Source organism: Pseudomonas sp. IT-196MI5 (assembly GCF_949767415.1).
Lineage (GTDB): Bacteria > Pseudomonadota > Gammaproteobacteria > Pseudomonadales > Pseudomonadaceae > Aquipseudomonas.
In genome coordinates this window covers 36,497-54,162 of the sequence record NZ_CATKPZ010000013.1, presented here as the reverse complement: position 1 = coordinate 54,162, position 17,666 = coordinate 36,497, and the positions used below count along the sequence as shown (strand labels likewise).

General features: G+C 61.3%; 17 protein-coding genes. 4 read left to right on the top strand and 13 right to left on the bottom strand.

Going from position 1 to position 17,666, the window contains the following annotated elements; all coding sequences use genetic code 11:
• Window positions 1-33: 33 nt before the first annotated feature.
• The 3 genes from ACM6IK_RS11670 to ACM6IK_RS11660 form a co-directional block, all read right to left on the bottom strand.
• Entirely contained in the window at window positions 34-183 is a 150-nt protein-coding gene (locus tag ACM6IK_RS11670) for a hypothetical protein (protein WP_165798752.1), read from the bottom strand.
• Between the two features lie 287 nt (window positions 184-470).
• Window positions 471-1,514 carry an LLM class flavin-dependent oxidoreductase gene (locus tag ACM6IK_RS11665; protein WP_414874436.1) on the bottom strand — a complete coding sequence of 348 codons (1,044 nt, stop codon included), beginning with the start codon at window positions 1,512-1,514 and terminating at the stop codon, window positions 471-473.
• 36 nt (window positions 1,515-1,550) lie between these two features.
• On the bottom strand, window positions 1,551-2,036 hold the full coding sequence (locus ACM6IK_RS11660; RefSeq protein WP_414874435.1) for a flavin reductase family protein: 486 nt from the start codon (window positions 2,034-2,036) through the stop codon (window positions 1,551-1,553).
• 323 nt (window positions 2,037-2,359) lie between these two features.
• Here ACM6IK_RS11660 and ACM6IK_RS11655 point away from each other — a divergent pair, with 323 nt between their 5' ends.
• Window positions 2,360-3,766, top strand: coding sequence for a purine-cytosine permease family protein (locus ACM6IK_RS11655; RefSeq protein ID WP_414874434.1), 1,407 nt, complete (start codon window positions 2,360-2,362; stop codon window positions 3,764-3,766).
• A 144-nt stretch (window positions 3,767-3,910) separates the two neighbouring features.
• Here ACM6IK_RS11655 and ACM6IK_RS11650 read toward each other — a convergent pair whose 3' ends face one another.
• Window positions 3,911-4,531 carry a glutathione S-transferase family protein gene (locus tag ACM6IK_RS11650; RefSeq protein WP_414874433.1) on the bottom strand — a complete coding sequence of 207 codons (621 nt, stop codon included), beginning with the start codon at window positions 4,529-4,531 and terminating at the stop codon, window positions 3,911-3,913.
• A 536-nt stretch (window positions 4,532-5,067) separates the two neighbouring features.
• Between ACM6IK_RS11650 and ACM6IK_RS11645 the strand changes: the two genes are divergently transcribed.
• The gene (locus tag ACM6IK_RS11645) at window positions 5,068-6,168 is read left to right on the top strand and encodes a polyamine ABC transporter substrate-binding protein (protein WP_414874432.1); all 1,101 of its coding nucleotides are present in this window, start codon (window positions 5,068-5,070) and stop codon (window positions 6,166-6,168) included.
• Window positions 6,169-6,422: 254 nt separating this feature from the next.
• Here ACM6IK_RS11645 and ACM6IK_RS11640 read toward each other — a convergent pair whose 3' ends face one another.
• The gene (locus tag ACM6IK_RS11640; protein ID WP_414874431.1) at window positions 6,423-7,211 is read right to left on the bottom strand and encodes an AraC family transcriptional regulator; all 789 of its coding nucleotides are present in this window, start codon (window positions 7,209-7,211) and stop codon (window positions 6,423-6,425) included.
• 85 nt (window positions 7,212-7,296) lie between these two features.
• Here ACM6IK_RS11640 and ACM6IK_RS11635 point away from each other — a divergent pair, with 85 nt between their 5' ends.
• Entirely contained in the window at window positions 7,297-8,295 is a 999-nt protein-coding gene (locus ACM6IK_RS11635; RefSeq protein ID WP_414874430.1) for a bile acid:sodium symporter family protein, read from the top strand.
• A 129-nt stretch (window positions 8,296-8,424) separates the two neighbouring features.
• Here the strand turns inward: ACM6IK_RS11635 and ACM6IK_RS11630 are convergent, their stop codons facing one another.
• The 6 genes from ACM6IK_RS11630 to ribBA all read right to left on the bottom strand — a co-directional run bounded on the left by ACM6IK_RS11630 (window position 8,425) and on the right by ribBA (window position 15,786).
• Window positions 8,425-10,140, bottom strand: a complete 1,716-nt coding sequence (locus tag ACM6IK_RS11630; protein WP_414874429.1) for an amidase — start codon at window positions 10,138-10,140, stop codon at window positions 8,425-8,427.
• Between the two features lie 264 nt (window positions 10,141-10,404).
• On the bottom strand, window positions 10,405-11,559 hold the full coding sequence (locus ACM6IK_RS11625) for an ABC transporter ATP-binding protein (RefSeq protein WP_414874428.1): 1,155 nt from the start codon (window positions 11,557-11,559) through the stop codon (window positions 10,405-10,407).
• A 16-nt stretch (window positions 11,560-11,575) separates the two neighbouring features.
• Entirely contained in the window at window positions 11,576-12,385 is an 810-nt protein-coding gene (locus ACM6IK_RS11620; protein ID WP_007976227.1) for an ABC transporter permease, read from the bottom strand.
• Between the two features lie 6 nt (window positions 12,386-12,391).
• A complete protein-coding gene (locus ACM6IK_RS11615; RefSeq protein WP_414874427.1) occupies window positions 12,392-13,324 on the bottom strand; it encodes an ABC transporter permease in 933 nt (310 codons plus the stop codon).
• Window positions 13,321-14,346 (bottom strand): ABC transporter substrate-binding protein, encoded by a 1,026-nt coding sequence (locus ACM6IK_RS11610; RefSeq protein ID WP_414874426.1) that lies wholly within the window; start codon window positions 14,344-14,346, stop codon window positions 13,321-13,323. The genes ACM6IK_RS11615 and ACM6IK_RS11610 overlap by 4 nt, the downstream gene beginning before the upstream one ends.
• Window positions 14,347-14,676: 330 nt before the next feature.
• Complete coding sequence (ribBA, locus tag ACM6IK_RS11605; protein WP_414874425.1) at window positions 14,677-15,786, bottom strand: bifunctional 3,4-dihydroxy-2-butanone-4-phosphate synthase/GTP cyclohydrolase II; 1,110 nt, start codon at window positions 15,784-15,786, stop codon at window positions 14,677-14,679.
• A gap of 70 nt (window positions 15,787-15,856) precedes the next feature.
• Between ribBA and ACM6IK_RS11600 the strand changes: the two genes are divergently transcribed.
• Window positions 15,857-16,153 (top strand): DUF1330 domain-containing protein, encoded by a 297-nt coding sequence (locus ACM6IK_RS11600; protein WP_414874424.1) that lies wholly within the window; start codon window positions 15,857-15,859, stop codon window positions 16,151-16,153.
• A gap of 134 nt (window positions 16,154-16,287) precedes the next feature.
• Here ACM6IK_RS11600 and ACM6IK_RS11595 read toward each other — a convergent pair whose 3' ends face one another.
• The gene (locus ACM6IK_RS11595; protein WP_414874423.1) at window positions 16,288-16,851 is read right to left on the bottom strand and encodes an NUDIX hydrolase; all 564 of its coding nucleotides are present in this window, start codon (window positions 16,849-16,851) and stop codon (window positions 16,288-16,290) included.
• 1 nt (window position 16,852) lies between these two features.
• The gene (locus ACM6IK_RS11590; protein ID WP_414874422.1) at window positions 16,853-17,605 is read right to left on the bottom strand and encodes a GntR family transcriptional regulator; all 753 of its coding nucleotides are present in this window, start codon (window positions 17,603-17,605) and stop codon (window positions 16,853-16,855) included.
• Between the last annotated feature and the right edge of the window lie 61 nt (window positions 17,606-17,666).

The following is a 17,666-nucleotide window of genomic DNA, read 5'->3' as shown; positions in this document are numbered from 1 at the left end:
ACGCGAGGTGCGTGATTGGCTGTTCGGGTGGGCTCAGTGAACTATTTGCCAGAAGCCGTTCTGCTTGGCCGAAACGCTGGCGCGCAGGCGCTTGAAATGCAGGTGCGAAGCGGTCCATTCACCGCGCAGGTAAGCCCGCGCGGCGCCACAGGGAAGGGCGAGTGATGGGAGACGACCAGTCATCATTGGAATCGACCCCTGTAGGCGCGAGCTCGCTCGCGATGAAGCCGGCACATCCAGCATTGATGTTGACTGACCCACCGCTATCGCGAGCAAGCTCGCTCCCACAGTTGATCTGTGTCGAACACGAAACCTGTGTACACCCTCGAACATTGTGGGAGCGAGCTTGCTCGCGATGAGGCCAGCACATCCAGCATTGATGTTGACTGACACTCCGCAATCGCGAGCAGGCTCCCACAGTTGAGGTGTGCTGCGCCCCGGCTTCGCGTCCGGGGAGCAGAGTGGCACAATCAGCGGAACGCTGGCACCACATGCTTGATGAACAGCTCCAGGGATTTTTTCTTCTCCGCGTGGGGCAGGCTGTTATCGCACCAGAAGCTGAATTCGTCGACACCCAGTTCCTGGTAGTACTTGATGCGCGGAATGATTTCTTCCGGGGTGCCGATCATGGCGGTCTTGTGCAGGCTTTCCAGTTCGAACTCGGGGCGACCGGCGAATTTCTCTTCCGGGCTCGGCGCCAGGAAGCCGTTGACCGGGGTGGTCTTGTTGCCGAACCAGGCATCGAAGGTGCGGTAGAACTTCGAGATCGCCTTGGCCCCGACTTGCCAGCCCTGCGGATCGTCGGCGGTGTGCACGTGGGTGTGACGCAGCACCATCAATTGTGGGCGCGGCACGCCAGGGTTGTTGTCCAGGGCAGTCTGGAATTTGTTCTTCAGGTCGAGGACTTCCTCGTCGCCTTTCATCAGCGGCGTGACCATGACGTTGCAGCCGTTGGCCACGGCGAAGTTGTGCGAGTCCGGGTCGCGGGCGGCGATCCACATCGGCGGGTTCGGCTTCTGGATCGGCTTGGGCACGCTGGTGGAGGTCGGGAATTTCCAGATGTCGCCGTCGTGGGCGTAGTCGCCTTGCCACAGGGCGCGCACCACCGGAACCATTTCCCGCAGGGCTTGACCGCCTGAGGAGGCAGGCATGCCACCGGCCATGCGGTCGAATTCCACTTGGTAGGCACCACGGGCCAGACCGACTTCCATGCGCCCGTTACTGATCACGTCGAGCAACGCGCATTCGCCAGCTACCCGCAACGGATGCCAGAACGGCGCGATGATGGTGCCGGCACCGAGGTGAATGGTGGTGGTCTTGCCCGCCAGATAAGCCAGCAGCGGCATCGGGCTTGGCGAGATGGTGTATTCCATGGCGTGGTGTTCGCCGATCCACACGGTGCTGAAACCACCGGCTTCGGCCATCAGGGTCAGTTCGGTCAGGTCTTCGAACAACTGGCGGTGGCTGACGCTTTCGTCCCAACGTTCCATGTGTACGAACAGGGAAAACTTCATGACGCTTACCTCGGATCTTTGTTATTGACTGTCGGTTCAGGCGACGACGGGCAGGGCGCCCATTTTGCCGTGGCAGTACACCAGCGGACCGGCGGTGTGCTGCGGCACGATCAGGTTTTTCACGGCACCGACCATGATCGCGTGGTCACCACCTTCATATTCGCGCCACAGCTCACATTCGATGACCGCCGTGGCGTTGGCCAGAATCGGGTTGCCCAACTCGCTGAGCGTCCACTCGATCCCCTGGGCCTTGTCCTTGCCTTTGCGCGCGAAAGCATAGGCTTCGTTCTGCTGGCCGCCGGACAGCACGTGGATGGCAAAACGTTTGTTCTTGATCAGGACCGGGTAGGAATCGGAGCTGTAGTTCGGGCAGAACAGCACCAGGGCCGGGTCCATCGACAGCGAGCTGAAGGCGCTGGCGGTCAGGCCGACGATTTGCCCGTCGTCATCCAGGGTGGTGATCACGGTCACTCCGGACGGGAACGAACCCATGACTTGTTTGTAGATGGCGGCATCGATCATTGGACGGTCCTCGGATGGTGTGACGCGCTTTTATATATTTGTAGGTCTGATGGTATACCGTAATACATCGATTGCAAGGTCTTTTTAGGTGAACCGATAAACGTAAGGCTTTCGTCTTTAGCCCAATGATTGCGGGGCTTTCAGCTGGCCAGTGCAGGCGTGAATCGGGCAGGATGCCGGCTCAGATGCTCGTTCAAAGACCGGATCAGTCTTGTTTAAAGTTTGGAATACCATAATATGGTTCGCATCTGAGGGGTGGCCAGAGAGTCCCCCCGGTTTGGCTTCATACAAAGATAAGAACAGACAAACTCGAGTTCATGCATATGTCCCAGATGTCCCGGCAAGATCCGTTGATCGAGAACCACACGGTCGACTATGTTCCACTCGCAGAGCGCCACGGGAAGGCCCGCGATCTTTTCACCCTGTGGTTCAGCACCAACATTGCGCCACTGCCCATCGTCACCGGCGCCATGGTGGTCCAGGTGTTCCACCTCAACCTGTTCTGGGGCCTGCTGGCGATTGCCCTCGGGCACATGGTCGGCGGTGTGGTGATTGCGCTGGCGTCCGCCCAGGGACCGTGCATGGGCATTCCGCAGATGGTGCAGAGCCGTGGGCAGTTCGGCCGCTATGGCGCGCTGCTGATCGTGTTCTTCGCGGCGCTGATCTACATCGGTTTCTTCATTTCCAACATCGTGTTGGCGGGTAAATCGATTGTCGGCATTGCGCCGTCGGTTCCGGTGCCGGCCAGCATTCTCATCGGTGCCCTCAGTGCCACGGCCATCGGGGTGATCGGTTATCGCTTCATCCATACCCTCAACCGCATCGGCACCTGGGTCATGGGCAGCGCGTTGCTCGCCGGCTTCCTCTACATCTTTGCCCATGACCTGCCGGCGGACTTCTTCACCCGCGGCGGCTTCAACCTGTCCGGCTGGCTGGCCACGGTGTCGCTGGGCATCATCTGGCAGATCAGCTTCTCGCCGTACGTGTCGGACTACTCGCGCTACCTGCCGGCGGATATCGGCATCACCCGGCCGTTCTTCGCCACCTACCTGGGGGCGACCCTGGGCACGATCCTGTCCTTTACCTTCGGCGCCGTGGCGGTACTGGCAACCCCGGAGGGCACCGAGGCGATGGCGGCGGTCAAGCAGTCTACCGGTTGGCTGGGGCCGATCCTGATGGTGCTGTTCCTGCTCAACATCATCAGCCACAACGCTTTGAATCTGTATGGCGCGGTGCTGTCGATCATCACCTCGATCCAGACCTTCGCCAGCCAGTGGACGCCGAGCATCAAGGTGCGCGTGGTGTTGTCGGGCATCGTACTGGCGGGTTGCTGTGTGGTGGCGCTGGGCGCTTCGGCGAATTTCATTTCGCAGTTCATCGGCCTGATTCTCGCGCTGTTGCTGGTGTTGGTGCCGTGGGCCTCGATCAACCTGATCGACTTTTACCTGATCAAGCGTCGTCGCTATGACATCGCTTCGATCTTCCGCGCTGACGGCGGCATCTACGGTCGCTTCAACCTGCACGCGATCATTGCTTACTTCATCGGCATCATCGTGCAGCTGCCATTCGCCAATACGTCGCTGTATGTCGGACCGTACGCCAATCTGGTGGACGGCGCGGACCTGTCATGGCTGGTGGGGCTGGTGGTGACGTGTCCGTTGTATTATTGCCTCGCTACGCGAAGCCAGGCGCAGGAAAGCCGTTCGGTAAAGTTCGGCTACACCGACTGATCTATTGGAATGCCGCACTTTGTAGGAGCGAGCCCTGCTCGCGAAAGACTCAAGTGCGGCGCGTTTAACCTGTAAGCACGCGTTATCGTTGACGTCCATCGCGAGCAGGGCTCGCTCCCACATAAGCGTCAGCACATCGACCACTCAGGAATGCTTGAACACATTCAGGCCGCGTTGTACCGCCGGCCTGGCTTCGACGGTATCGAACCAGCGCGATAGCTGCGCAAGCTCTTTCCATTCCAGTCGATCTCGGAACGCTGTGGCGATGGTGAACGCCGAAATGTCGGCCATGGAGAACTGCGCTCCGGCCATGAATTCGTCCGTCAAAAAACTTTCCGCGTAGGTCAGTTGCTCGATCACCCGCAGATCGATGATCGCCGCCGCTTTGTCCTGTCCCGCCTGGTGCAGAAAAAACGCGGCATGGCTGGGGGCGATGACATCGGTCACGAAAAAGAAATAGCGGTCAATCACCCGGATACGCTCAAGTCCGGGCTGCGCCGGCGCCAGTCGTCCTGGCGCCTTGGCATCGGCGTACTGGATGATGGCGTTGGACTGATTGATGACCAGCGCCGGCGTGGTCCCGTGGTCGATCAGGGTCGGGACTTTCCCGGCCGGGTTCAGCGCCAGGAAGGCCGGGCCACGGTGTTCCTGCGCATACAGGTCGAGCCTGCGTGCCGTGTAGGCGATGCCGGATTCTTCCAGGGCAATTGCGGCCCGCAGACTGTTGCCGGTGCTGGCGCCGTACAGTTCGATTTGATCGTTCATGGGTCATCGCTCTTGTCGGGACACAGGCAGCCACCGAACACTGCCAATCATGTCAGTCTGATGAAAAACCGCCGCACCGATATGCAAAAACAGTGATCGTCCATACCCCAGCGCGACAAGCCTTATCCCTCCACGAAAACTGCTTTCACTGCGTTTGATAATAGCCACTCGAAATGCTTTAAGCGTTTCACAAGCCATTCATCGAAGCCTCGCGATCTTGTTATTGGTGTAACGCGTAATAGGCAGTCAACAGACTGCGCAGGCATCGGCAGTCTGGACTTACCGGGGATTGATTGCCCCACTGCACCGATCAAAGCGGACACGTATTTTGGCCGCATCGATCTCCTTTTGGCCTGCCTCACGCTGTGAACCGGCGCTGCCGTCAGCAAGAATCAGACGCGGGTTGCCGAGTCGGCAACCCAAGGTCAAATCACAACCAGAAGCTTCCCTTCCTTACCCTTGGCTATTTTCAAGATTGCTGCCGTGTACAGAACATAAAAACCATCCAACTCACGCCACACTTGGGGAAATGATCCATGGACTCAATGAAACGCATACTGGGCGCCAGCGTTTGCGGACTGTCGCTGCTGGCCAGCGCGGTACACGCCGAACAGCACGAATTGCGGGTGTACAACTGGGCGGACTACATCCTGCCGTCCGTGCCCAAGGATTTCGCCAGGGACACCGGGATCAAGGTGACCTGGGACACCTTCGACACCAACGAATCCCTGGAAGCCAAGCTGCTGACCGGCAACTCGGGCTACGACCTGGTGGTGCCTTCGAACCAGTTCATCGAAACCCAGATCAAGGCGGGCGTGTTCCAGAAACTCGACAAGTCCAAGCTGCCGAACTGGTCACGCCAGGACCCGGCACTGCTCAAGCTGCTGGACAAGAACGACCCCGGCAACCAGTACGGCATGCCCTACATGTACGGCACCGTGCTGATTGGCTTCAACCCGGCCAAGGTCAAGGCGGCGCTGGGCGAGAATGCACCGGTGGACAGCTGGGACCTGGTGTTCAAGCCCGAGAACATGGAGAAGCTCAAGGCCTGTGGCGTCGCCATGCTCGACTCGCCGTCGGAGATTCTGCCGCTGGCCCTGCATTACCTGGGGCTGGATCCGAACAGCCAGAACCCGGATGACTACGAAAAAGCCAAGGCGCTGATGCTCAAGGTTCGCCCTTACGTCACCTACTTCAACTCCGCCAAGTACATGACCGACATCGCCAACGGCGATATCTGCGTGGCCATCGGCTACTCCGGCAGCTTCTATCAATTCGGCAATCGCGCCAAAGAGGCGGGCAACGGCGTGGTCGTCGACTGGCGACTGCCGAAGGAAGGCGCGCCGATCTGGTTCGACACCTTCGCCATCCCGAAAAGCGCGAAGAACGTCGCCGAGGCCCACGAATTCCTCAACAACCTGCTGGACCCGAAAGTCATCGCGCCGATCAGCGACTTCCTCGGTTACCCGAACGCGAACAAGGACTCGCTGGCGCTGATCAACAAGGACATCACCGGCAACCCGAACCTGACGCCGACCAGCGAGGCGCTGAAGACGCTGTATGTCGTGCAGCCATTGCCGCAAAAGCTCGAGCGGGTGCGCACGCGCGTGTGGACCAGCATCAAGTCGGATCAGTAACCCCGGGAAATTGTATGAGATCTCTGTGTAAACACAGACTTTATGTACACCCATGACCCTGTGGGAGCGAGCTTGCTCGCGATAGCGACCTGACAGTCAATGCATGTGTCGACTGATCCACCGCCATCGCGAGCAAGCTCGCTCCCACAGGGGGATGTGGTGTACACAAAACCTGTGCTCGACACAAAAAACTGTGGGAGCGAGCTTGCTCGCGATGGCGGACTGACAGGCAACAGAGATGTACGGTGCAAGTCTCAGCGAAAAAACTCCCCCGGTGTTTCGCCGAACTGCTGGCGGAAGGCAGCGATAAACGCCGACGTCGAGTCGTAACCACAGGCCAGCGCGACGTCGGTCACTCGTTCGCCCTGTTCCAGTGGCGTCAGGGCGCCGAGCAGGCGCAGACGCTGACGCCAGGCGCGAAAGGTCAGGCCGGTGTCGCGCAGGAACAGGCGACTGAGGGTTTTCTCGGTGACCCCAAATTTGTCGCTCCAGTGACTGAGCGTGGTTTGTTGCTCGGGGTGCGACTCCAGGCTTTGAGCGATCTGCCGCAATCGGCTGTCCTGGGGCAGGGGCAGCATCAAGTCGATCTGTGGCGCCTCAGCCAACTGATCCAGAATCACCTGGGCCAACCGACCATGCGGGCCGTTCTGATCGTATTCCACCGGAACCTGGCTGAAGGCGCGGATCAACTCGCGCAACAAATCACTGACCCCCAACACATGACAGCCCGGCGGCGCCCATGCCGAGACGCTGCAATCGATGTACAGGCTGCGCATTTCCGTGCGCGGCGAGCTGAACACCCGGTGCGGCATGCCCGCCGGAATCCACACCGCACGCTCCGGCGGGGCCACGAAGCGCCCGACGCCGGTCTGAATTTCGAGCACGCCCGCAATCGCATAGGAAAGCTGCACCCACGGATGACTGTGGCGCCGGGTCAGGGCGCGATTGGGCAGCGATTCGGTACGACCGTAGAGCGGCCGTGGCAGGCTGGACAGCCCGGGAATACTGCGCCGGATACTTTTGTCATGTCCTTTAGGCGGCATCTGCTGGCTCATCGGCGTTAGTCGGTAATACCCAGTCACGTTAGAGTCGCTTCCACGTACTGGCAACCCCCGGATGACCAAACCCATGACCCGCCCCCGTCTGTTACCCGACAACTTCACCCTGACCCTGATCGGCGTGGTCACGCTCGCCAGCCTGCTGCCTGCCAGCGGCCAGGTCGCGGTCGGTTTTGGCTGGTTGACCAACATCGCCATCGCGCTGCTGTTTTTCCTGCATGGCGCCAAGCTGTCTCGCGAGTCGATCGTTGCCGGTGCCGGGCACTGGCGCCTGCATCTGCTGGTGTTCAGCCTGACCTTCGTGCTGTTTCCGTTGCTCGGCCTGGCGCTAAAACCGCTGTTGTCGCCGCTGATCGGCAACGACCTGTACATGGGCATGCTTTACCTGTGTGCGCTGCCCGCTACGGTGCAATCGGCGATTGCCTTCACTTCGCTGGCACGGGGCAACATCCCGGCGGCGATTTGCAGCGCGGCGGCGTCCAGCCTGTTCGGGATTTTCCTCACGCCATTGCTGGTGGCCTTGCTGCTGAATGTGCACGGCGAAGGCGCCTCGACCCTGGACGCCATCTTCAAGATCAGCGTGCAGTTGCTGCTGCCGTTCATGGCCGGGCAAATCGCGCGGCGCTGGATCGGCAACTGGGTGGCGCGCAACAAGAGCTGGTTGAAGGTCGTCGATCAGGGTTCGATTTTGCTGGTGGTCTACGGCGCGTTCAGCGAGGCGGTGATCGAGGGGCTCTGGCAGCAGATTCCAATGCGGGATCTGGTCGGGCTGGTGCTGGTCTGCTGCATCGTTCTGGCGCTGGTGTTACTGGCGTCGACGGTGCTCGGCAAAGCCTTCGGCTTCAACCAGGAAGACCGCATCACCATTCTCTTCTGCGGTTCGAAGAAAAGCCTGGCAACCGGTGTGCCGATGGCCCAGGTGTTGTTTGCCGGTAGCACCATTGGCGTGCTGATCCTGCCGTTGATGCTGTTCCACCAGATTCAACTGATGGTCTGTGCGGTGCTGGCGCAGCGTTATGCCAAACGGCCGGAATCGATTCCGGAACTGATGGCCCAGGTAGATCCTTGATAATCCCGGGAAACTGTAGGAGCCGGCTTGCCGGCGATGGACTCAAGTGCACCGCGTTTATCCAGATCACACGCGTTATCGTTGACGACCATCGCTGCGATGCGGCGACCCGACAAGCCAGCTCCTACATTACCGCTTGTCAGCGACCAATGGCGGGGTACGCGGCGGGATCATGCGTTTGTTCCCGGTCGATTCGAACGCCGACGCCAGGTGCAGTAGCGACGAGTCGTCATAGGCGCGCCCGGCAAACGTCAGGCCGACCGGCATGCCGATGTCCGGCATCACCCCTATCGGCACGGTAACCGTTGGCACGCCGAGGTGGCGGATGGCGAGGTTGCCGTTGGCGACCCATACGCCGTTGCTCCAGGCGATATCCGCCGATTGCGGATCGACATCGGCATTCGCCGGGCCCACGTCAGCGACGGTCGGGAACAGCACCGCGTCCAGGCCCAGGCGATCCATCCAGTCTTCCAGATCGATCTTGCGGGTCTGTTCCAGTCCGCGCAGGCCGTCCGGCACCGTGCTGATCTGGTCCCACGGGGTGATGCCGCGTTCGGCCATGCGCACGTATTCGTCCATGCCGGCGGCCAGGTCGCCCTCGCGGTTGGGCAGAGTGCCCGGATCGTGAGGGAAGATCTGCGGACCGTCGACATCGACCAGACGGTTGAGTTTCGGGTCGCCGTTGGCCTGCAGGAAATCATCGAACGCCCAGGCGGACAGGTCCCAGAGTTCATGGTGTAAAAATTCCTTGGAGACGATGCCGCGATTGAACACGGTCGGCGCGCCAGGACGATCGCCTTCGCAATTGGAAACCAGCGGGAAATCCACGTCGATCACTTCGGCACCCGCGTCTTCGAGGGCCTTGCGTGCCTGTTCCCAGAGGCCGATCACCGAAGGACGGGTGTGGATGCGTTGGCCGGTCGGGCCACCGATGCCCGGTGCTTCAGAGGTGCCGGCTTCAGGGTCGGCGTTGATGTACATGCGCGGGATACCGAACTTCTTGCCTTTGAGCGCCTCGCCGTTGGCGGCCAGCGCCGCGTAGGATTTGGGGCGCACCAGGGACGAGCTCGGGATCGGCACCCAGGGTTGCAGGCGCCACAGATCGCCACGGGTGTCCGGGTCATCGGCCACCACCACGTCGAGCACTTCGAGCAGGTCGGCCATGGTCCGGGCAAACGGCACGACCACGTCCATGGTCGGGGTCAACGGCCAGTTGCCGCGCACCGAGATCACCCCGCGCGAAGGGGTGTAGGCGCACAAACCATTGTTCGAGGCCGGTCCGCGACCGCTCGACCAGGTTTCTTCCGCCAGGCCGAAGGCCGCGAAACTCGCGGCAGTGGCAGTACCCGCGCCGTTCGACGAACCGGAGGCGAATGGGGCGGTGAGGTAGTCAGCGTTGTACGGGCTCTCGGCACGGCCGTAGACGCCGCGCTGCATCCCGCCGTTGGCCATCGGCGGCATGTTGGTCTTGCCCAGGCAGATCGCCCCGCCAGCGCGCAGGCGTTCGATGGTGAACGCGTCGCGATAGGCGACCAGGTCCTTGAAGGCCGGGCTGCCGGAAGCGGCGGTGAGGCCCTTGACCAGATAGCTGTCCTTGGCGGTGTAAGGGATGCCGTCCAGCGGGCCCAGCGTCTGGCCCTTGGCGCGACGGGCGTCGGACGCCTGCGCTTCGGCGAGCGCCTCGGGGTTGCGCACCACGACCGCGTTCAACGCGGTTGGCGTTTCGGGGCCGTCGTAGGCGTCGATCCGCGCGAGATAAGCCTGGACCAGTTCAACCGAGGTGGTCTGGCCGGATTCGAGCGCGGCGCGCAGCTCGGCAATGGAAACTTCGGTGACTTCGATCATGCTGCCACCGCCGCTTGCAGGTGGAGGGTCCCAAACACTTCACTTTTCTCGAAATGGACTTTCATATCGTTATTCTCGTTGCACTGTGTGGCACGACAGGGTCGGGTGTTAAAAATACTGAGCACTATTTAGCATTAAACCGGGATTTTAGGAATCCGTTGTCCAATTTATCTTACAGGCGACAGAAAAAAGGCCACCACAACCCGACGTTGTGGTGGCCCGAGGGTGACTCATTATAGTGGCCCGCGCGCGCAGGCCAATGGATCAGTGAGCGCCGGCGGCCTTGTTCAGGTCGCTTTCGGCCCATTCGGTGTAGACGCAGGCATCGGCGGTGGCCCAGCGCACCCGCACCGGGTCGCCCGCCTTGAGCGGCATGCCGGCGGCGGACAGTGCCTTGACCGTCATCGAGGTGCCACCCGAGGTGACCACGCTGCAGGTCTGGCTTTCGCCGAGAAACAGCACTTCCACGACCTTGGCCGAGACTTCGTTCCAGCCGGCGGCCAACGGTTCCTGCGCAGCTTGCTCGACACTCAAGGCCAAGGCTTTTTCCGGACGCACCATCAGCAGCACGTCCTGGTCGGTTTGCAGGCCGGCCGTGAGTCGGATCGACAGCGCCTGGCCTTCAAAGGTCGCCACCGCATTGCCCTGGGCCTTGAGCTTGAGGAAGTTCGAGTTGCCGAGGAACGAGGCGACAAAGGCGTTCGGCGGATTCTGGTACAGGTCATAGCCGCTGCCCAGGCCGACGATTTTGCCGTGGCTGAAAATCGCGATGCGCTGGGACAAACGCATGGCTTCTTCCTGGTCGTGGGTCACGTAGACGATGGTGATGCCCAGGCGTCGATGCAGCTGACGCAGTTCATCCTGCAAGTCTTCACGCAGTTTCTTGTCCAGTGCACCGAGGGGTTCGTCCATCAGCAGGATGCGTGGTTCGTAAACCAACGCGCGGGCGATAGCGACGCGTTGCTGCTGGCCACCGGACAGTTGCGAAGGGCGACGATGGGCAAATTGCTCAAGCTGCACCAGCTTGAGCATCGCATCGACCCGACGCTCGCGTTCGGCGGCGGCCAGTTTGCGGATGGCCAACGGGAAGGCAATGTTGTCGCGTACCGACAGATGCGGGAACAGTGAGTAGCGCTGGAACACCATGCCGATGTCGCGTTTGTGCGGCGGCACGTTGACCAGCGACTGGCCGTTGACCAGGATCTCGCCGCTGCTCGGGGTTTCGAAGCCGGCCAGCATCGACAGCGTGGTGCTTTTGCCCGATCCGCTGGAGCCGAGGAAGGTGAGGAATTCACCGTCCTTGATGTCCAGCGAGATGTTGTCCACGGCGGCGAAGTCGCCGTAGTGCTTGTTCAGGTTACGCAGGCTGACCAGGGGTTTGTCATTTTGCTGCGCGGAATCTTTGATCACTGCACTCATGTCGTACTCCTGGCGCTCAAGCGCTGATTTCGTTGCGCCGGCGCAGAGCGGCGGCGATCACCATGACCAAGACCGAGAGGCCGATCAGCAGCGTCGAAGCGACGGCGATCACGGGCGTCAGGTCCTGGCGCAGGGTGGTCCACATTTTCACGGGAAGGGTTTGCAGGGTCGGGCTGGCCATCATCACGCTCAGCACCACTTCATCCCACGAGACGAGGAAGGCGAAGAGGGCGCCGGCCACCATGCCCGGACGGATCGCCGGGAAGGTCACCTTGAACACCGCTTGCAGGCGCGAGGCGCCGCAGATCACCGCCGCATCCTCGATCGACTGATCGAACAGCTTCAGCGAGTTGATGATCGAGATGATGGTGAACGGCAACGCGACGATGACGTGGCTGACCACGAACGCGAACATGGTCCCGGTGTAACCCAGTTTCAGGAACAGCGCGTACACCGCCACGGCGATGATCACCAGGGGCACGATCATCGGCAGGGTGAACAGGCCATAGAGCATCTCGCGGCCGGGGAAGCGGCCACGCACCAGGGCGAACGCGGTGGGCAGGCCCAGCGCGACGGCGAAGAAGGTGGTCAGCACCGCGACTTTCAGGCTGGCCATCGCCGCGTTCATCCAGTCGGCATTGGAGAAGAACTGGCCGTACCATTTCAGCGTCCAGCCCGGTGGCGGGAACACCAGCCATTGCGACGAGCCGAACGACAACAGCACGATGAACACGATCGGCAGCAGCAGGAACAGCCCGATCAGCCCGGTGGTGGCATACAGGCCGAAGCGCATGCGCCGGCTCATGGCATTGGGGGTCAGGAGCATGACGGCTTACCTCGCGTTGCTGGCGCCAACCGGGGATTCCGGCTGGAGCTTCAGGTAGAAGTAGAACAACACCAGCGTGATCACGATCAGCAACGCGGCGCCGGCACTCGCCAGGCCCCAGTTGAGGAACGACTGCACCTGCTGAATGATGAACTCGGGCAGCATCATGTTCTGCGCACCGCCCAGCAGTGCGGGGGTCACGTAGTAACCGAGTGACATCACGAACACCATCAGCCCGCCGGAGAACAGCCCCGGCCGGCACAGCGGCAGGAACACCCGGAAGAAGTTGGTCCAGGGGCTGGCGCCGCAGATGGAACCTGCCTGCAGGATCATCGGGTCGATGGCCTGCATGGTCGCCTGCAACGGCAGCACGATGAACGGGATCATGATGTAGCTCATGCCGATCACCACGCCGGTGAGGTTGTGCACCATCTCCAGCGGCTGATCGATGATGCCCATGGCCATCAACGCCTTGTTGATCACCCCGGAGGCTTGCAGCAACACCAGCCAGGAGTAGGTGCGGGCGAGCAGGCTGGTCCACATCGACAGCAGCACGATGTTCAGGATCCAGCGCCCCCAGCCACGGGGCACCAGGGTGATCGCCCAGGCCAGCGGGAAGCCCAGCAACAGGCTGAACAGCGTCACCAGACCGGCCACCGAGAAGGTGTTGAGCAAGACCCGGGCATAGGCCGAGTTGGCGAACAGTTGCTCGTAGTTGCCCAGGCCCGGCACCGGTTCCAGCACGCCGCGCAACAGCAGGCCAATCAACGGCGCGAGGAAGAACAGGCCGAGGAACAGCAGGGCGGGGATCAGGTTGCCCGATCCACGCCAGCGCTGGGCCAGGCTTGGCGATTGCGTCATCGCAACCGCCGAGCCGGCAGCGCCAGGGGCGCTCCCGACTGACGTGGAAGGACGGGGTGCGGTTGCCGTCATTTTCATTTGACCAGCCATTCGTTCCACCGTGTCGCGATGGCCGGACCGTTCTTGGCCCAGTACGCGAAATCAAGAGTGATCTGATCCTTGGCGTAAGCGGTCGGCAGATTCGGGGCCAGCACCGAGTCCAGGCGCTGCACGCTGTCGACGTTGACCGGGGCGTAGGCGGTCAGGTTGGAGAAGTCCGCCTGGCCTTTGGCACTGCTGGCGTTGGCCAGGAACTTCATCGCCGCGTCCTTGTTTTTCGAACCCTTGGGAATGACCAGGATGTCGGCCATGACCAGGTTCTGCTTCCAGCTTACGCCAACCGGCGCGCCGTCTTCCTGCAGGGCGTGAATCCGGCCGTTCCAGAACTGGCCCATGCTCGCTTCACCGGAGGCCAGCAACTGCTGCGACTGCGCGCCGCCCCCCCACCAGACGATGTCTTTCTTGATGGTGTCGAGCTTTTTGAAGGCGCGGTCCAGGTCCAGCGGGTAAAGCTTGTCGGCAGGCACGCCGTCGGCCAGCAGCGCCAGTTCGAGCACGCCAGGGCTTGGCCATTTGTACAGGGCGCGTTTGCCGGGGTAGGTCTTGGTGTCGAACAGCGCGGACCAGTCCTGAGGCTTGCTGGCGCCGAGCTTGCCTTCGTTGTAGCCGAGGACGAAAGAGAAGAAGAACGAACCGACGCCGTGATCGCTGACGAAGCGCGGGTCGATCTTGTCGCGTTCAATGACTTTGAAATCGAGGGGTTCGAGCAAGCCTTCGGAGGCGGCGCGCAGAGCGAAGTCGGCTTCGACGTCGACCACGTCCCATTGCACGTTGCCGCTCTCGACCATGGCCTTGAGCTTGCCGTAGTCGGTCGGGCCATCCTGCACCACGGTGATGCCGCTGGCCTTGCTGAACGGATCGGCCCAGGCCTGCTTCTGCGCATCCTGGGTGCTGCCGCCCCAACTCACGAAGTTGACGCTTTCAGCCGCCAGCAATGCCTGGCTGGTCACGCTCAGCAGTCCCGCAAAAAGAACCGCGGTCGCACGTTTGTTCAACACCATTTTCACGCCCTCATTGTTGTGTTTATGAGCGGGGCTTTCGAGTGCCCGCCTATCGGGAGCAGTAAGTCCATCGAGTCAGTGCTGACTGTCCGGTCTATGGAATATCATATTATGGTATTCCAAACTTTGTGCAAGCATTTTGCCGTACCGGCTATCAGCCGAAAGTGGATTTTTTGGCTGTGGGGATTGGCCGGAACCTGTCAGGCAATGCAATCCCTTGTGGGAGCGAGCTTGCTCGCGATGAGGGTGTGTCAGTCGATACAAGTGTTGGCTGTCATACCGCTATCGCGAGCAAGCTCGCTCCCACAGGGAATTGCGCTAAACCGAGGATCAGTCGGTGAAGGCAATACTCTCCACCACTTCCAGGTCATATCCGGTCAAGCCCGCATATTTCAGCGGCGGGCCGAGGTGGCGCAGCTTGCCGACACCCAGGTTCTGCAGGATCTGCGCACCGGTGCCGACTTCCGAATAAATCCGCGATTGCGATCGGCTGAACTGCCGTGGCGGCTGGGTCAATTGCGGCACGCGTTCGAGCAACGCCTGGGAGGATTCGTGGTTGGCCAGCACCACCACCACGCCGTGGCCTTCGGCGGCGACACGCTGCAAGGCGGCCCACAACGTCCAGTTGGTCGGCCCGCTGTATTCGGCGCCGACCAGGTCGCGCAACGGATCGATCACATGCACGCGCACCAGCGTCGGCTCTTCGCGGTGCAGATCGCCCATGACCATGGCCATGTGGACACCGCCTTCGATGCGATCCTCAAAGGTGATCAGACGAAAGGTGCCGTGCACGGTCGGCAGATCACGTTCACCGATGCGCACGATGGTGTGTTCGGTGCTCAGGCGATAGTGGATCAGGTCGGCGATGGTGCCGATCTTGATCCCGTGCTTGCGCGCGAACACTTCCAGGTCGGGGCGGCGGGCCATGGTGCCGTCGTCGTTCATCACTTCGACGATCACCGAGGCGGGCGTATGGCCGGCCAGGCGGGCCAGGTCGCAGCCGGCTTCGGTATGGCCGGCACGGGTCAGCACACCACCTTCCCGGGCGCGCAGCGGGAAGATATGGCCGGGTTGCACGATGTCGGCAGGGCCGGCATGGGCGGCGACGGCAGCGGCCACAGTGCAGGCACGATCCGCAGCGGAAATGCCGGTGGTCACACCGACGGCGGCCTCGATGGACACGGTGAAGGCGGTGCTGAACACGCTGCCGTTGCTTGGCACCATCTGCTCCAGGCCCAGGCGTTTGCAATGCTCGTCGGTCAGGGTCAGGCAGATCAGGCCGCGGGCTTCACGGGCCATGAAACTGATCGCCTCGGGTGTGCAGCAATCGGCGGCGAGCAACAGGTCGCCTTCGTTTTCCCGGTCTTCATCGTCCACCAGCAGGACCATTTTGCCGAGGCGGTAATCTTCGATGATTTCTTCGATGCTGTTGAAGGCCATGCTGGAGTCTCGGTGTTTGTTGGATTGGTATTGTGGTATACCATAATACAAAATAAACCGAGAGGTCACTATGAAGGCGTACTGGATTGCTCATGTGGATGTCACTGACCCTGATCAATACAGCCAATACACCCGGCGGGCGCCGCAGGCGTTTGCCCTGTATGGCGGTCGGGTTCTGGCGCGGGGTGGGCGTAGTGAGGCGATGGAAGGTCGGACGACGCCGCAACGCAGTGTGGTGATCGAGTTCGATTCTTATGAGCAGGCGGTGGCGTGCTATCACTCGGCGCTGTATCAGGAGGCGAGGGGGCACCGTGAGGGTGTGGCGAAGGCAGAGGTGATTATTGTCGAGGGCATGGCGCCGCTCTAACCAACACCGCTTGACCCTGTAGGCGCGAGCTTGCTCGCGAAAAACGTCAGAGCAACGCGTTCGGTCAGTCAGCACGCGTCATCGTTGACGACCATCGCGAGCAGGCTCGCTCCTACAGGGAAATGGGGGATTTTTCAGCGGATGAAATGAATCTTCCCGCTGTCGTCATTGCCCATGTAGATGCCATACACCCCGGCCTGGCGTTCCTCGATATAGCGTTCGAGGATCTGCCGGATCGCCGGGTAGTAGATGCTGTCCCAGGGAATCTCCTCGGGCGCGAAGAATTTACAGTCGAGGGTTTCCGGGCCGTACTGGCCGGTGATCTCCAGCGCGATGGCGCGGAAGATGATGTACACCTCGCTGATCCTGGGCACGCTGAAGATCGAATAGGGCGAGACGATTTCCGCGCGCACGCCGCTTTCTTCCCAGACTTCGCGCAAGGCCGCCTGCTCGGTGGTCTCGCCGCTTTCCATGAAGCCCGCCGGCAGCGTCCAGGTGCCGGGGCGCGGTGGAATCGCGCGCTGGCACAACAGGTACTTGCCGTCCTGCTCGATGATGCAGCCGGCAATGATTTTCGGATTGACGTAATGGATGTAGCCGCAGCCGCGGCACATCAGGCGCTCGTGCGTATCGCCCGGCGGCAACTGTGACCTAAGGTCTGCGCTGCCGCACTTGGGGCAAAAGCTCGGGCTGAACATTTCAGCGACCTATGCGCGGTTCTTTCAGCGCGATGGGCAGGGTGATCTCGGGGATCGCGCCGGTTTCTTCCTGTTTGCGCTTGAGGTAGTCCAAGGCCACGGCAGCGGCCGCACGCACGTGGTCGACGCACGCCTGGTGGGCGGCCAGCGGGTCACCGCTCTTGATCGCTTCGACCATGCGTTCCATTTCCTGGTTACTGGCACCGCGACGGTTTTCCTGGGACACCGAGGTCGCGCGCAGGTAGCTGATGCGTGCCTGCAACTGGCGCAGCTGAGTGGCCGCGACATGGTTGCCCGAGCCTTCGAGCAACACGTCGTAGAAACCCTGGACCGAGTCGATGACCTGTTGCAGTTCGCCGTCTTTGAGCGCCTTGCGGTTTTCTTCCAGGGCTTTTTCCAGGGCCTTGATGTCCTTGGCCTTGGCGCGCAGGGTGAACAGTTGCACGATCAGGCCTTCGAGCACGCAACGCAGCTCGTAGATATCCACGGCATCGGCCAGCGTAATAATGGCAACCCGTGGGCCCTTGGCGTCGGCGAATTCCACCAGGCCTTCGGATTCCAGGTGACGCAAGGCTTCGCGGACGGACGTGCGGCTGACGCCCAGGCGATCGCACAGATCGCGTTCGACTAGACGATCTCCCGGCAAGAGCTGGAAGTTCATGATGGCGCTTCGCAGTTTATCCAGCACGATTTCGCGCAGGGTAACGGGGTTGCGATTGACCTTGAAGCTGTCGTCGAGTGGCAGGCGTTTCATGGGGTCCGCTCTGAGTGTGGCTGTCCATGCAAAAAGAGCACTTCGATTACGGGAATCCATG

Bases quoted from the DNA above. Each gene is read 5' to 3' on its own strand.
- ACM6IK_RS11610 (WP_414874426.1), bottom strand. From the start codon at position 14,346: ATGGTGTTGAACAAACGTGCGACCGCGGTTCTTTTTGCGGGACTGCTG.
- ACM6IK_RS11595 (WP_414874423.1), bottom strand. From the start codon at position 16,851: ATGTTCAGCCCGAGCTTTTGCCCCAAGTGCGGCAGCGCAGACCTTAGG.
- ACM6IK_RS11670 (WP_165798752.1), bottom strand. From the start codon at position 183: ATGACTGGTCGTCTCCCATCACTCGCCCTTCCCTGTGGCGCCGCGCGG.
- ACM6IK_RS11655 (WP_414874434.1), top strand. From the start codon at position 2,360: ATGTCCCAGATGTCCCGGCAAGATCCGTTGATCGAGAACCACACGGTC.
- ACM6IK_RS11590 (WP_414874422.1), bottom strand. From the start codon at position 17,605: ATGAAACGCCTGCCACTCGACGACAGCTTCAAGGTCAATCGCAACCCC.
- ACM6IK_RS11625 (WP_414874428.1), bottom strand. From the start codon at position 11,559: ATGAGTGCAGTGATCAAAGATTCCGCGCAGCAAAATGACAAACCCCTG.
- ACM6IK_RS11660 (WP_414874435.1), bottom strand. From the start codon at position 2,036: ATGATCGATGCCGCCATCTACAAACAAGTCATGGGTTCGTTCCCGTCC.
- ACM6IK_RS11600 (WP_414874424.1), top strand. From the start codon at position 15,857: ATGAAGGCGTACTGGATTGCTCATGTGGATGTCACTGACCCTGATCAA.
- ACM6IK_RS11635 (WP_414874430.1), top strand. From the start codon at position 7,297: ATGACCCGCCCCCGTCTGTTACCCGACAACTTCACCCTGACCCTGATC.
- ACM6IK_RS11665 (WP_414874436.1), bottom strand. From the start codon at position 1,514: ATGAAGTTTTCCCTGTTCGTACACATGGAACGTTGGGACGAAAGCGTC.
- ACM6IK_RS11645 (WP_414874432.1), top strand. From the start codon at position 5,068: ATGGACTCAATGAAACGCATACTGGGCGCCAGCGTTTGCGGACTGTCG.
- ACM6IK_RS11630 (WP_414874429.1), bottom strand. From the start codon at position 10,140: ATGATCGAAGTCACCGAAGTTTCCATTGCCGAGCTGCGCGCCGCGCTC.
- ribBA (WP_414874425.1), bottom strand. From the start codon at position 15,786: ATGGCCTTCAACAGCATCGAAGAAATCATCGAAGATTACCGCCTCGGC.
- ACM6IK_RS11650 (WP_414874433.1), bottom strand. From the start codon at position 4,531: ATGAACGATCAAATCGAACTGTACGGCGCCAGCACCGGCAACAGTCTG.
- ACM6IK_RS11640 (WP_414874431.1), bottom strand. From the start codon at position 7,211: ATGCCGCCTAAAGGACATGACAAAAGTATCCGGCGCAGTATTCCCGGG.
- ACM6IK_RS11615 (WP_414874427.1), bottom strand. From the start codon at position 13,324: ATGAAAATGACGGCAACCGCACCCCGTCCTTCCACGTCAGTCGGGAGC.
- ACM6IK_RS11620 (WP_007976227.1), bottom strand. From the start codon at position 12,385: ATGCTCCTGACCCCCAATGCCATGAGCCGGCGCATGCGCTTCGGCCTG.